The 14,510-nt window shown below is 52.2% G+C and carries 11 protein-coding genes; 6 read left to right on the top strand and 5 right to left on the bottom strand.

The genetic code is table 11. From position 1 onward, the window contains the following. Positions 1 to 18: 18 nt before the first annotated feature. Complete coding sequence (locus ABT58_RS09650; protein WP_308428522.1) at positions 19 to 2,553, bottom strand: DNA internalization-related competence protein ComEC/Rec2; 2,535 nt, start codon at positions 2,551 to 2,553, stop codon at positions 19 to 21. On the opposite strand from ABT58_RS09650, the gene ABT58_RS09655 reads away from it, so the two are divergent. Next, positions 2,525 to 3,043, top strand: coding sequence for a DUF2062 domain-containing protein (locus ABT58_RS09655; RefSeq protein WP_047874182.1), 519 nt, complete (start codon positions 2,525 to 2,527; stop codon positions 3,041 to 3,043). The genes ABT58_RS09650 and ABT58_RS09655 overlap by 29 nt on opposite strands. 247 nt (positions 3,044 to 3,290) lie before the next feature. Here ABT58_RS09655 and lolE read toward each other — a convergent pair whose 3' ends face one another. The 3 genes from lolE to lolC are packed head-to-tail and all read right to left on the bottom strand — an operon-like array spanning position 3,291 to position 6,425. Next, on the bottom strand, positions 3,291 to 4,535 hold the full coding sequence (lolE, locus tag ABT58_RS09660) for a lipoprotein-releasing ABC transporter permease subunit LolE (RefSeq protein ID WP_047874183.1): 1,245 nt from the start codon (positions 4,533 to 4,535) through the stop codon (positions 3,291 to 3,293). Next, positions 4,535 to 5,224 (bottom strand): lipoprotein-releasing ABC transporter ATP-binding protein LolD, encoded by a 690-nt coding sequence (lolD, locus tag ABT58_RS09665; RefSeq protein WP_047874184.1) that lies wholly within the window; start codon positions 5,222 to 5,224, stop codon positions 4,535 to 4,537. The genes lolE and lolD overlap by 1 nt, the downstream gene beginning before the upstream one ends. Further along, the gene (gene lolC / locus ABT58_RS09670; RefSeq protein WP_047874185.1) at positions 5,217 to 6,425 is read right to left on the bottom strand and encodes a lipoprotein-releasing ABC transporter permease subunit LolC; all 1,209 of its coding nucleotides are present in this window, start codon (positions 6,423 to 6,425) and stop codon (positions 5,217 to 5,219) included. Before lolC ends, lolD begins: the two co-directional genes overlap by 8 nt. Before the next feature lie 189 nt (positions 6,426 to 6,614). On the opposite strand from lolC, the gene ABT58_RS09675 reads away from it, so the two are divergent. The 5 genes from ABT58_RS09675 (at position 6,615) to ABT58_RS09695 (ending at position 12,817) form a co-directional block, all read left to right on the top strand. Next, positions 6,615 to 7,187 carry a hypothetical protein gene (locus ABT58_RS09675; protein ID WP_047874186.1) on the top strand — a complete coding sequence of 191 codons (573 nt, stop codon included), beginning with the start codon at positions 6,615 to 6,617 and terminating at the stop codon, positions 7,185 to 7,187. 3 nt (positions 7,188 to 7,190) lie between these two features. Continuing rightward, positions 7,191 to 10,646, top strand: a complete 3,456-nt coding sequence (gene mfd / locus ABT58_RS09680; RefSeq protein WP_047874187.1) for a transcription-repair coupling factor — start codon at positions 7,191 to 7,193, stop codon at positions 10,644 to 10,646. Between the two features lie 29 nt (positions 10,647 to 10,675). Then, positions 10,676 to 11,521, top strand: a complete 846-nt coding sequence (locus ABT58_RS09685) for a peptidoglycan binding protein CsiV (protein WP_047874188.1) — start codon at positions 10,676 to 10,678, stop codon at positions 11,519 to 11,521. 145 nt (positions 11,522 to 11,666) lie between these two features. Further along, complete coding sequence (locus tag ABT58_RS09690) at positions 11,667 to 12,218, top strand: GNAT family N-acetyltransferase (RefSeq protein WP_047874189.1); 552 nt, start codon at positions 11,667 to 11,669, stop codon at positions 12,216 to 12,218. A gap of 125 nt (positions 12,219 to 12,343) precedes the next feature. Beyond that, positions 12,344 to 12,817, top strand: a complete 474-nt coding sequence (locus ABT58_RS09695; protein ID WP_047874190.1) for a BamJ family beta-barrel-assembly machinery protein — start codon at positions 12,344 to 12,346, stop codon at positions 12,815 to 12,817. Positions 12,818 to 12,933: 116 nt separating this feature from the next. Here the strand turns inward: ABT58_RS09695 and ABT58_RS09700 are convergent, their stop codons facing one another. Continuing rightward, the gene (locus ABT58_RS09700; protein ID WP_047874191.1) at positions 12,934 to 14,223 is read right to left on the bottom strand and encodes an NAD(P)/FAD-dependent oxidoreductase; all 1,290 of its coding nucleotides are present in this window, start codon (positions 14,221 to 14,223) and stop codon (positions 12,934 to 12,936) included. Positions 14,224 to 14,510 lie beyond the last annotated feature (287 nt).

A 14,510-nucleotide genomic window follows, 5' to 3' on the forward strand; every position in this document is an offset into this window, starting at 1 on the left:
AGTTCACCGATCCTTTTTCTAATCTGCTGGTTTTTCAGCCGCTTTTTCATTGATCCCCTCCCTCCTCTTCGTCAGCCCATCTAACCACGCCATCCATGACGGACTCGCTGACAACGCTGCGGATCGGTACCATGCGGCTCTTTTGTCCTGCCGGTAGCGCACCACATCAATGTCTCGACCGGCAATACGCAAGCTCACCTGCCCCGCTTCTGCGGTTGAGAGCCATTCCACGCCCTGCGCCAAATAGCGTTGTTTTACCGATGGAGCCGGCAGCGCCCAAGGGCTGTATCGCGCCACGGAGACTAGGCCATATTGTGGCTGCATCGCCGATAACCACGTGGCTGTCGATGAGGTTGCACTGCCATGATGCGGAACAAACACGACATCGGCCTGCAAGTCTGGATATTGCTGTGCAAGCAGCAACTCGGAAATCGCATCGATATCGCCCGTCAAGAGCACACTGGCAGCATGCTCAGTAGCGACCGACGCATCAGAAATCAAGATCACACAGGAATGCGGATTGGCGGCGCGTTTCACTCGCTTTGGCGGCCACAGTACCTCAAAAGACAGCCCCTGCCAGTGCCAGGCTTCACCACGCACACAAGGTAAATAGCCCGCACGTTCATCGCTGCTCCGTTGCCAACCCGGGGTAAAGCGCTCGGATAAATACGCCGCCCCACCAGCATGATCACTGTCGGCATGACTGAGGATCAGGCCATCCAGTTGCGTGATCCCCCGCGCTTTTAACACCGGTTCAATCACACTGCTGGCAATGCTACCCATCGGCCATTGATCACCGGTGTCATACACCACCGCCTGCTGACCACGAGAAATAATGATGGCAAGTCCATGACCGACATCCAGCATATCCACTTGCCAAGGTTGGGCTGACTGAAATGAAGAAAAAGAAGAGAGCGCAGATGAGGGAATGACACGCCCTCTACGTTCTGGCGGCAACGCCCATACTGTACTGATCCCGAGCAATACCAGTAGCAACACCTTGGCGCGCCGCCACGGCAGTAACCAAAGTAACCCACCAACGAGAACGAGACCAAACACCAAAGGCAGTTGTGACTGAGCAATACGCCACCATTGTTCACTCGCTAGCGAAGCCAATGACAACACCGGATATAGCGAGAAATCAGCCGCCTGCCAAAGCACCACGGCGGCCGTCTCCCAAAAAGACAACACAATGGCGGCCAACACGAATGGCACCGTCACCATGCTCACCCAAGGAATCGCAATAAAATTAATCATCGGAGCCAATGGGGCAAAACCGCCAAACCATAGCCATTGCACAGGCAACATAAAAAGCAGTAAGGCCACCTGCATCCAAGCCATCGCTTTAATCGCGCGCATCCAACGCGGCCAACGATTGTCGTCTACACTTTCCAACCCCTGCCCTTGTACTTGTTGGCTCTCACGCCGCCCAATACCCAGCGTATACGCAAACAAAATCACCCACACCGCCGAGAATGACAGCCAAAAGCCGGCAGAGTAAGACGCTAAAGGGTTGAGCGCTAAGCTGATGGCAAACACCACCACCATCACTTGACTGCCAGGCCATCGCACACCTCCGCGCAAGAGACAAAGCACAAGCACGCTCATCATTAACGCACGCTGCGTGGGCAGACTGAACCCCGCTAGCCAGGCATAACCGGCGCCGCACACAATGGCAGCCCACAACGGCCACCATTGCCAGCGCGCGTGATCCCCGAGCAAAAATCGGATGCCACCGCCCAACCACCAGCCCAGCATCACCGCCAAACCGATATGTAAGCCGGAAATAGCCATCAAATGCGCTAAGCCACTGTCACGCAATAACGCCCAGTCATGATCATTTAACGCATCACGAAACCCGAACCCTAATGCCAATAAATAGCCTTGCTGTGCCAGTCCGTCAGTTTGCTGTACCGCCCGCTCAAACAATGTCTGTCGCCATGCCTGAAGACCCTTATTGGCACTGAGGCGCGTACCGGCAACCACAATCCCCGATGCATGGATCCCTTTACCGACAAAATGCCGCTCGCGATCAAAGCCCGCACTATTGACCCGGCCATGAGGCGGCCGGAGTTTGACCGTCAATTGCCAGCGCTCACCCTGCCGCATGACCGGCGACGGCACACCCTGCTGCCAACGCAATTGCAAACGGGATGAGAACACCGTCTCGTTCGGTGGGTTACCCCTTGTCTCACTGGTAAATTCAAACAATGTAACGTTATTGTTTGGATTTAATAGGCTACGAACCTCCCCAACTATGGTAGTATTCTCAGGCTCGAATGCAGCTAATTGGACATTTTGGACATAGGATGTTGCGGCGATATTCGCCAACAGCGCACCGACAGCGACCCAGATCAAACTTCGTTGACGGAAATACGCTAACACTATGCTGCCTATCATCACGACGGTAACAAACGCATTATACTCTGGAAGTGATGGCCAGAAATGCAGTGATAACAGTCCAAGTGCAATCCCCGCTGCGCAACGCATCATGTCAGCGCAGCCCGTAGAAATAAGAAATACAATGCCTAGACACGTCATTAAACGATTCATGCCAAGCCACGAGCTGATCAAGCGTCAAAAAGCGCTGAAAATTTTTGGCAACGTTCTCTATAACCCTAATCTGTGGTGTTTGAACCGCCGTTCGGCGTCGGGGGCATTTGCGGTCGGCCTGTTCATGGCCTTCGTTCCATTGCCAAGCCAGATGATCATGGCGGCAGGCCTTGCCATTTTGTTCAGTGTGAATTTGCCCCTGTCGGTCTGTCTGGTGTGGATCAGCAACCCAATCACCATGCCGGTTCTGTTTTACGGCGCGTATAAGGTGGGTGCCTGGTTGATGAGTACGCCTCATCAAGCCTTTCACTTTGAATTGTCGTGGGAGTTTTTGCTCCATCAAATGAACCAAATCGGTCCTCCCTTCCTGCTGGGTTGCTTTGTCACCGGCGTGACCTGTGCATTGATCGGCTATTTCGGCATTCGTGGCCTATGGCGTTATTCCGTGGTCAGAAGCTGGCAAAAACGTAAATTCCGCGTGCTGCGTTAATACCTTTCTGTCTCCATTTTCTGCACACGCATCACGTCTCCTTGACGGTGAAACGACAGCCATAAAAAAACCTCGCACTGCGAGGTTTTTTTCGTTCATGGGGTTGTATCTGAGGCATCCTCATCACGCAATGCCTGTCGGCCATAACCGCACAGTGATAGCAATGCGCACTGCAACAATGATTAAAGCCGACAGGATGATGTGAGTCGCTTTACATATCCTGTCCGCTGGCTATCAGAAGTTGCCGTTACTTCGCACTCAACACCGCAGCAGGCTGTAAGGCGCTGGCGCGTTTTGCCGGATACCAGGTGGCCAAAAAGCTCAACACGACAGCGGTGACCGTAACCAGCACGACATCGTGAACGGCCAACTGGGTCGGCAAGAAATCCACGAAATACACATCTCCAGACAAGAATTTGTGCCCCACGATCTGCTCCAGGCCACGCAGCATACTGGTTAAATTCACCGCCACTAATGAGCCCAACAAGGAACCTATCAGGCTACCAATCACACCCGAGAAGATGCCGTGCCAAATGAAGATAGAGCGGATCAAACCATCGGTCGCCCCCATGGTACGCAAAATCGCAATGTCAGCAGCGCGGTCTTTCACGGCCATCATCAGGGTAGAGACAATGTTGAAGCTCGCCACCCCAATTACCAGTACCATCACCAAATACATAATGGTACGTACCATTTGAATATCACGGTACAGGTAACCGTACTTGTGGTTCCAGCTTTTCAGGTATACGTAAACCGGTAAGGTTTTCCCCACTTCACGCACAATCTGCTGCGCTTCCAGCACATTATCCACGTTGAGCTCAATGCCAGAGATACCCTCACCCATTGATAAATACTGCTGCGCATCTTTCAGTGGCACAATCGCGAAGTTATGGTCAATCTGTCCCGCCAAGGCTAACAAACCCGCCACTTGCAAACGGATACGGTGCGGGGCTTTAAGCTTCAGGCTTGGATCCGGATTCGGGATCATAGCAGTTACCCAATCGCCCACGCCAATACCCAGTTTATCCGCCACACCTTGTCCCAGAATGACTTGCTTTTTACCCGCATCAAAGTGATCCCACGCATGGTCTTTCACATAATCCGGTAACGCACTCACGGCGCGTTGCTGCTCAGGATTGACCCCGCGCACTTCCACCGCTTTCAGGCTGTTGCCTTTTTCCAACAACGCCGTGAATTCGATGTACGGAGCAGCCGCCGTCACACGCGGATGCTTTTCAACCGCCTCAAGCACAGGCTGCCACTGGGTTAGCGGAGGCTGTACCGCCTCTAATTCCGCATGGGGGATCACCGACAATACGCGATTTTGCAGCTCACGCTCGAACCCGTTCATGGCAGACAGGCCGATAATGATCACCGCCACGCCCACTGCAATGCCCAGCATTGAGGAAATCGAGATGAACGACACCATGCGGTTGCGCTGCTTGGCGCGACTGAATCGGCTACCAATAAATAACGAAAGCGGTCGAATCATCAGGCGGCCTCTACACTAACCAGTTCACCATCTTGCATATGCATGATGCGATCCAATTTGCCAGCCAGTTCATTATCGTGGGTCACCACCAAAAACGCTGTGCCTGATTCTTTGTTTAGCTTGCGCATCAAATCATAAATCTCCAACGCGGTTTTATGATCCAGGTTACCGGTCGGCTCATCCGCCAGCACCAAGGCCGGACGGTTCACCAATGCACGGGCAATCGCCACACGCTGGCGTTCACCACCACTGAGTTCTGACGGACGGTGTGCCAAACGGTGTGATAAGCCCACTAATTCCAACATGCTCTGTGCGCGACTCAAGGCCTGTTTGGCAGGAACACCACCAATTAACAGCGGCATCGCCACGTTTTCTTCGGCGCTAAAATCCGCCAACAGATGGTGGAACTGGTACACAAAACCGATTTCCTGATTACGCAATTTCGCCTGCTTATTGGCGCTCATCGCGTTCAGCTTCTGGCCTTTGAAGAACACCTCCCCCTCTGTGGGTTCATCTAACGCGCCCAACAGGTGCAACAGGGTACTTTTACCCGAACCGGATGAGCCCACAATGGCCACCAATTCACCGGCATTCAACTCAAACCCTACGCCTTTGAGCACTTCGGTTTCCAGTTGCGCCTCTTGATAAATCTTACGCAATCCCTGACAAACTAATAACGACTTACTCATAACGCAGTGCCTCAGCAGGACGAACCGATGCCGCCCGATAAGATGGAAATACCGTTGCCAGCAAACTCAACAAAATCGCGCCAGCAATAACAATCAAAATTTGCAGCGGCTCAATCACTACCGGCAGACGACCGCCCGCCATGATCAAACTGCCACCTGTCACAGACAACACGCTGTTCAGGTTCATCGCTAATACCGTGCCTAGCAAGCCACCGATGATCGCACCGACCACCCCGCTGCTCGCCCCTTGCACCATAAAGACCAACAACACTTGGCGACTCGTCATACCTTGGGTTTTCAAAATGGCGACTTCGGCTTGTTTTTCCATCACCACCATGATCAAAGCAGAGATAATATTAAACGCCGCCACACCAATAATGAGGCCCAACATCAGCCCCATCATGTTTTTCTCCATCTTCACCGCCTGAAACAACTCACCGCGCTGTTCACGCCAGTCAGACCACACCATGTTGTCCGGCAATGGCTGCTTAGCCAGCTCTGACACCACAAACGGATCATCCACAAACAGACGCCAACCAGTGATTTGACCTTTTTTCAGACGCAGCAAACGGCCAGCATCCTCAATGTTGGTGAGCATCAGCAGGTTATCGACATCTGAACCGGTGTTGTAAAAACCGGCGACTTCAAAGTTTCGCTGACTCGGAATGCGCCCCAAAGGCGTGTACTGGCTGGCACTGGTCACCATCAGGCGCACTTTATCACCAACGGCTACACCCAATTGATTTGCCAACCCCTGGCCCAATAACACCCGGTAACTACCCGGCGTCAGGGTATCCAGCTCGCCACGGTTGACATAATATCTCACCGGTTCAAATTCATTTGGATCGACCCCAACCAGCATGCCCGCCGCCAATGAGCTGGCACTTTGCAGCACCGCTTCACCACGGGTGACCGGCACAGCCATATCCATATGAGGCATGTCAGTAATAAAAGCAGGAGGCTGCGGCGTGCGCGTCAGGTGGCCATCCGGCCCTGATATCACCGCTTGTGGCATCACACCCAAAATGCGGGCTTTTAATTGATCTTCAAAACCGTTCATGACCGATAACACCGTCACCAACGCCAAGACACCGATCGTAATGCCGGCCGTCGACATATAGGAAACAAACCGGCTGAAGCGATCGCCAGATCGTCCGCGCAGGTAGCGTAACCCTATAAAAAAAGAAACAGGATGAAACATAGATTCAACAACAAACCATCCAGAAAAGACTGCTCGCAAGGATACCCCGAGCCAGCACCTTTTACCATTCAACCGGGCAAAAGTAATGTAAAAACAGAGGTTAAAATTACACCATTAACCGTCCCTGACTTGCCCCTAAGCGAGAGCTAAGTGATAATCGAAGAATAGTTAATTTATAACGAGTGCAACATGAATCAGGACGAGTATTTTTCAGTCCATGCTGGATTGACCATCAACGTCGCGCCGCTCGCGCCTCACGAAACCGTGCCCGAGCTGCAGGATTTCCCCTCTGAAATACCGCCACTCTTTCGTGTTGCCCGTGAGTGCAGCAGCCTCGATGATGAGCTGGAACGCGCCCTCATCCACTTTTCCAAGCCAGAAACCGCCGGCCTGACCCAATACCTGGCCGCCCAAAATAGCAAAATTAACCTATTGTTATCTTTTGTCTTGGCGCAACAGGACGATCCCGCCCTGCGGTTCACCACCCACACGTTTGGGGCCAGCCGCCTGACCTACGCCTCGCCTGTCGCCTTACCGATTGGCACAGCCGTACGCGTGAAGATCTTTTTGGATAACCCGGCAGCGGCCGTTTATGCCTATGCCGAGGTGGCTGATTGTCAGGCTGAGAACGACCAATTTACCGTGCATTTGCGCTACACACGACTCACGGAAGACGATCAGGATCTCTTGATCCGTGCCGCGCTATTCTTCCAACAAAAAATGCTGCGCCAACGCGCACAACAGCGATCAGATCAACACTAAGCCATGAAAGCACAATCCATACTCTCACTCCCCTTGCCGCAAAAAGCGGGAGACAGCCGATTCATCGGCAACATTTCGGGGGCCGCACTGGCATTGTCCATTGCCGAATTGGCCGAATCCCATCAGGGGCCGTTACTGGCCGTGGTGCCTGACACCCAATCCGCTTTGCGCCTGCAACCGGAAGTCGGCCAGTTCACCCAAAAACATGTCACGGTATTCCCGGACTGGGAAACCCTGCCATACGATAACTTTTCACCGCATCAGGACATTATTTCTGAGCGTCTGTCTTGCCTGTATGGCCTGCCGCAACAAAAAGACGGCGTCGTCTTAGTGCCAATCAGCACCTTGCTACAGCGCTTAAGCCCACGCGCCTTCATTCAGCAGCACGCCCTGTTAGTGAGCAACGGCGATCGCCTGTCGCTGGAAAAACTGCGTCTGCAACTGGAAAATGCCGGTTACCGCCATGTGGATCAGGTGATGGAGCACGGTGAATACGCCAGTCGCGGTTCCCTGTTGGATCTGTTCCCAATGGGCAGCAACCAGCCTTTCCGCATCGATTTCTTTGACGATGAAGTGGACTCCATTCGCCAGTTTGATCCGGAAAACCAGCGTTCAACCGGTGAAATCGAACAAATTCGCCTGCTGCCTGCCCACGAATTCCCGACCGATGAGTTGGCGATTGAAAGCTTCCGCATGCGCTGGCGTGAACAGTTTGAAGCGCGCCGTGAGCCGGAGTCGATTTATCAGCAAGTCAGCAAACGTACCTGGCCTGCCGGTATCGAATATTGGCAGCCGCTGTTCTTTGAGCATACGGAAACCTTATTCGACTACCTGCCGGACAACAGCCTGCTGATCACCATTGGTCAGTTAGAGCCTGCGGTCGATCAATTCCTGAACGATGCCGAATACCGCTACGATCAGCGCCGCGTCGATCCCCTGCGTCCTTTGTTACCACCGAAAGACTTGTGGCTCAGCAAAGAAGAAATGTTCACCCATTTCAAACAACTGCCACAGGTACGCATTCGCAAAGACGCCGAGCCTGAAAAAGCCGGTCGTTTTAATCCGGCGCTGAGCCCGGTACCGGCGCTTACCATTAACCACCAGCTCAAAGAGCCGTTGGCCGAACTGCGCCGTTTTATCGAACAATTCAGCGGGAAAATCATTTTCTCGGTAGCCTCTGAAGGCCGTCGTGAAGCCCTGCTGGATTTGCTGGCGCGTATCAAGTTGCGCCCGATGGTGTGTACCTCACTGAACGATGCATTAGCCGCACCCAGCAATACCACCTTAGTGATCGGTGCCGCAGAACAAGGTTTTGTGCTGGATAATCCGGCTATCGCGCTGATCTGTGAAAGCGATTTACTGGGTGAGCGCGTGGTACAACGCCGTCGCAGCGACGAGAAGAAAAGCGTCAATGCCGATACCATTATTCGCAACCTGGCAGAATTGCAGGTAGGCCAACCCGTCGTGCACCTTGACCACGGTATTGGTCGCTACCAAGGGCTGCAAACCCTTGAAGCCGGCGGCATCAAAACCGAATACGTGACACTGGAATACCAAGGCGGCGCCAAGCTGTACGTGCCGGTTGCCTCCTTGCATTTGATCAGCCGTTACTCTGGTGGCGCTGAAGAAACTGCCCCTATCCATAAATTGGGTGGCGAAACCTGGGCCAAAGCACGCCGTAAAGCAGCCGAGAAAGTCCGTGACGTGGCCGCTGAACTGCTGGACGTGTACGCCAAGCGTGAAATGAAGCCGGGCTTTAAGTTCACATTAGATCGTGAGGCTTATGCGGATTTCACCACCGGCTTCCCGTTTGAGGAAACCCACGATCAGGCGCTGGCGATTAATGCCGTGCTGTCGGATATGTGTCAGGCGAAGGCCATGGATCGCTTGGTGTGTGGTGATGTAGGCTTTGGTAAAACCGAAGTGGCCATGCGTGCCGCGTTTGTCGCCGTCGACAACAACAAGCAGGTTACCGTACTGGTGCCGACCACCCTGCTGGCACAACAGCATTTTGAAAACTTCCGTGACCGTTTTGCCAATACACCAGTGCGTGTCGAAGTGTTATCTCGCTTTAAGACCGCCAAAGAGCAAAAGCAGATTCTGGCAGATATGGCAGAAGGCAAAATCGACATTCTGATCGGCACCCACAAGCTGCTGAATGCCTCTCTGGATTATCACGACCTTGGCTTGCTGATTGTCGATGAAGAACACCGCTTTGGTGTGCGCCAGAAAGAAAAACTCAAAGCGCTGCGCGCCGATGTGGATATCCTGACGCTGACGGCCACGCCAATCCCACGTACGCTGAACATGGCCATGAGTGGTATGCGTGATCTGTCAATCATCGCGACCCCACCGGCGCGTCGTTTGGCCATCAAAACCTTTGTGCGTGAAAGCGATGACGCCCTGGTGCGCGAAGCCGTACTGCGTGAAGTGATGCGTGGTGGTCAGGTGTACTTCCTGCACAACGATGTCGACTCCATTGAGAAAATGACCGAGGATCTGAGCAAGTTAATTCCAGAAGCACGCGTCACCTTTGCCCACGGGCAGATGCGTGAACGTGAACTGGAACGCATAATGAGCGATTTCTATCATCAACGCTTTAACCTGCTCGTCTGTACGACCATTATTGAAACGGGGATTGATGTCCCGACCGCGAACACTATCATCATTAACCGTGCCGATCACCTCGGCTTGGCGCAGTTGCACCAGTTACGTGGTCGTGTCGGTCGTTCGCACCATCAGGCCTATGCCTACCTGTTAACACCACATCCAAAGCGGATGACCAAAGATGCGGTGAAACGTCTTGAGGCGATTTCGTCACTGGAAGATTTGGGCGCGGGCTTTACATTGGCCACGCACGATTTGGAAATTCGTGGTGCAGGCGAACTGTTGGGTGATGAGCAAAGTGGTCAGATCCAATCGGTCGGCTTTACGCTGTTCATGGAAATGCTGGAACAAGCGGTGGAATCGCTGAAAGAAGGCAAAGAGCCAGCACTGGATGACTTACTGCGTCAGCAAACCGAGGTGGAATTGCGTCTGCCAGCCTTGCTGCCGGATGATTTCATTCCAGACATCAATACCCGTTTGTCGCTGTACAAACGTATTGCCAGCGCCGACAGTGAGAACGCATTGGCAGAACTGAAAGTGGAACTGATTGATCGCTTTGGCTTATTGCCGGAAGCGACCACTAACTTACTGGCACTCAACACCATCAAGCTTAAAGCCGCAGGCATTGGCGTGCGTAAGATTGAAGCCGGCGAGAAAGGCGGGGTTATCGAGTTTAATCAAAATGCTTCGATCAACCCGGGATTTCTGGTCAGCCTATTGCAATCGCAGCCACAGCATTACCGGATGGAAGGCCCAACTAAGCTCAAAGTCATGGCGCCAATGAGTGACAGAAAGGATAGAATTAAGTATGTTGACGAGCTTTTAACAAAGTTGGCTGAAAACACCCTATAATAGATGGCACTTAAGTGCGGAGTATTCTCTTGAAAAAACTGATTTATTTGCTGCTCTTCGTCATTAGTTGGCCAAGTTTAGCACGACAATTCGATGTCGAGGTGATCCTGTTCAAACGCAACATCGCGCCTGAGCAGGTCAGTGAGTTATGGCCGGATCAAATGCCTGCCATCAATTACAACGCTGCCATTGATCTGGGTGACACGGCCAGCCTGAAAGCCCGTGGCATTCGTCCAATGTCGCCATCGCGTTTCCAGCTGAACGGTGAATACAACAAGCTGAAACAGCACGCCGGTTTTACCCCGTTGGCACACTTTGGCTGGCGCCAAGGGGACTTAAGCAAAGCCGCTGCACCTGAAATTCATTTCACCGCCGGTAAAGACTTCTCTGGCCAGTTCCTGCCAGATGGCACATCACGTATGGCTGCCTCTTCTGCGACGGCAACGACAGCAGCAGACGATAGTGGCATGGTGATCACCACGGATAACGGCGCGACCAACACCGCTAGCGATGCCGCGACCAACCTGTCAGGCAGTGCCCTGCACGAGTTGGAAGGCAAAATGAAAGTGTACGTGCAGCACTACCTGTTCACGGAAGCGGAAATTGATCTGCGTGAACCAAGCCGTCGTGAAGTAATTGTGGGTACCGAACCGCTGGACAATACCGGTATCGACCCAATGCTAACACCGGCTGATCCTGCTGTTGCAAACAGCAACGTACAAGTGGGCCACCTGCAAGAAGTGAAGAAGCAGGTTGAAGTGGAAGAATTCCTTAAATCTTACCGCTTTGATCAGCAGCGTCAGATGGGCAGCAATGAAATGCACTACATTGACCACCCATTAATGGGTATGATCATCCAAATTCGTCGTCTGTAATAGCGCGCTATTCATACTGAAAACGACACACCCAATACAACACCCAACGGGCGGCCATCAGGTCGCCCGTTTTGTTTGCATTTCTGACGCGCTCACTTATTCTAATGACTGGTTTCTCTTTATCTTCTGACAGTTTGGCGGTGGCATGAAATTAGACTTTGAATTGATGACGGAACGCTTGTATCTGCGTCCTTATAAAAATGCGGACGTTCTCTCACTGGTCGATGCCATCCATACGTCACAAGAGGCACTCTCTCCGTGGCTCACTTGGTGCACCCCTGACTATGATCAGCATGATGCCCACGAGTGGATCCATGCCAGTCAACAAAACTGGCTCTATGACGTGAGTTACGAGTTTGCCATTTTTGATAGGGAAACAGACGAGTTTGTCGGTAGCACCGCACTCAGTAACCTGTCGGAATTAGGGAACTCGGGAGAGCTGGGATATTGGATCCGCGAAAGCGCACAACGCCGAGGGTTTGCCACGGAAGCCTGTGCGGCCATCAGCCAGTTTGCGTTTTTGACCGTCGGCCTCACCCGCTTGGAAATTGTCACGCACACCGGCAATTTAGCCAGTCAACGTACTGCCCTTGCCTGCCGGGCACAATTTGAATGCACGGCCCGTAATCGTATCGTCATGCATGATAAGGTGGTCAATGGGTTACTGTTTTCACTGATCCCCACCGATATCTTATAAAATTGAAATACGTATCAGTAACGGGATTTCGCTGACTTTTCAGCCCCCTATCGCTCTGCTACTATTCCAGCATACCCAATTCCAACGCTATTGCGTTCATCCTTTTCAATATGTAAGGACACATCGTGCTTAAAATTATTCTTACCATCGTCCTGATCGGCCTTGTCATTCTGTTTATTCAACGCTCAATGAGCAACAAGCAAGCGGCAGCGGAAAATATTCAACTGGGTCAAACCTTCCTGTTGGAAAATAAAGACAAAGAAGGCGTGAAAACCACAGCATCTGGCCTGCAGTACCAAGTGCTGCAAGAAGGTACAGGCACCGTTCATCCGAAAGCGACCGATAAAGTGACCGTCCACTACCACGGAACTCTGATTGATGGCACCGTGTTTGACAGCTCTGTACAGCGTGGTGAAACCATCCAGTTTGGCCTGAACCAAGTGATCCCGGGCTGGACAGAAGGTGTGCAGCTGATGGTTGAAGGAGAGAAAACACGCTTCTTCATTCCGGCAGAATTGGCTTACGGTAACCGCAGCATGGGCGTGATCAAACCGGGCTCGACCCTGATCTTTGATGTTGAGTTATTCAAAATTAACTAATACGTCAGTTACCTCTCTCCATCGACGTTCGTCAACGTTGATAAATTACAGAGACAAAAAAACCGCCCTTCGGCGGTTTTTTTATGTCACTGAATACACAGTATTCACATTGCTAATCAGTGCAGTTTCAGGTTCGGACGCAATACACGGTTAATACGGCCAACCAGCATCATCAGACCGGTTTTGAAGAAGCCGTGCAACGCCACAAGGTGCATACGGTATAGCGAGATGTACACCACGCGCGCAATACGCCCTTCTACCATCATCGAACCTTTGGTCAGGTTACCCATCAGGCTACCTACGGTCGAGAAACGGCTTAGCGATACCAATGAACCGTGGTCGCTGTACACGTACGGCTTTTGCTCACGATCAGTCATTTTCGCTACGATGTTAGAGAAACAACGGCTTGCCATCTGGTGAGCAGCCTGTGCGCGAGGTGGTACGAAGCTACCGTCCGCCTGAACACATGATGCCAAATCACCGATCACGTAGATATCATCATCACGCGTGGTTTGTAGCGTTGGTTTCACGACTAACTGGTTAATACGGTTAGTTTCCAGGCCTGCGATATCTTTCATGAAATCAGGGCCTTTGATACCCGCCGCCCACACCATGATTTGAGCAGGAATGTGCTCGCCATCTTTGGTGGTCAAACCGGTGTGATCCGCTTTGGTTACCATGGTCGCGGTACGTACTTTTACACCCAGCTTCGTCAACTCAGTGTGCGCCGCAGAAGAAATACGGTGTGGCAGTGCAGGCAGAATACGCTCACCCGCTTCGACCAGGTTCACGTTCAGACGCGAGCTGTCCAAGTCACCGAAACCGTAGTTACGCAGCTCTTTCACTGCATTGTGCAGCTCAGCAGACAATTCAACGCCGGTTGCACCTGCGCCGACAATCGCGATATCTACAGTCTTCTGATCTTTGTTCGCGTGCAGCTTCAGGAACTGGTTGTTCATTTCCGTACGGAAACGGTGCGCCTGCTCTGGGCTATCAAGGAAGATACAGTTTTCACGCACACCTGGGGTGTTGAAGTCATTCGATGTCGAACCGATCGCCAATACCAGGATATCGTATTCCAGCTCACGCTCAGGGAGCAGCAGTTCATCGTGCTTGTCGTACAGTGCCGCTAATTTGATCACTTTACGTTCACGATCAATGTCTTGCAGGCTACCCATCTGGAAATCAAAAGAGTGGTTTTTTGCATGAGCGCGGTAGCTAAGTGCATCCACACCGGCATCCATCGAACCGGTTGCCACTTCGTGCAACAACGGTTTCCACAGGTGACTCGCTTTACGGTCTACCAATGTCACGGTTGCACGGCCTTTACGACCCAGTGTACGACCCAGTTTCGTTGCTAGCTCCAAACCGCCAGCGCCGCCGCCTACTACGATAATTCGCTTCACAATGTCTTCCTCTTATAACTTATATAAATTCTTTTTGCTCAGTGCCTTACATCCAAATCTCATCCCTAAAATGAAGATGGTCATGCGCTGGCTGACTGACTAATACCAATAGCACAGTGTCCTGTGAAACAAACTGCGATGCCTGCCGCTCTTAAAAAGAGCCAGACAAAGGCGGCTCACACGCTCTCACGTGTACACAAAGGCATTGTGCTATTGATATTGCACAAACGGGTATTACATCGTCTGCTGTAGGTAGGAGGTAGGTAACGTTACTTACTTTTTCTTAT

Origin of the sequence: Photobacterium aphoticum, assembly GCF_001029435.1 — a bacterium.
Classification (GTDB): domain Bacteria; phylum Pseudomonadota; class Gammaproteobacteria; order Enterobacterales; family Vibrionaceae; genus Photobacterium; species Photobacterium aphoticum.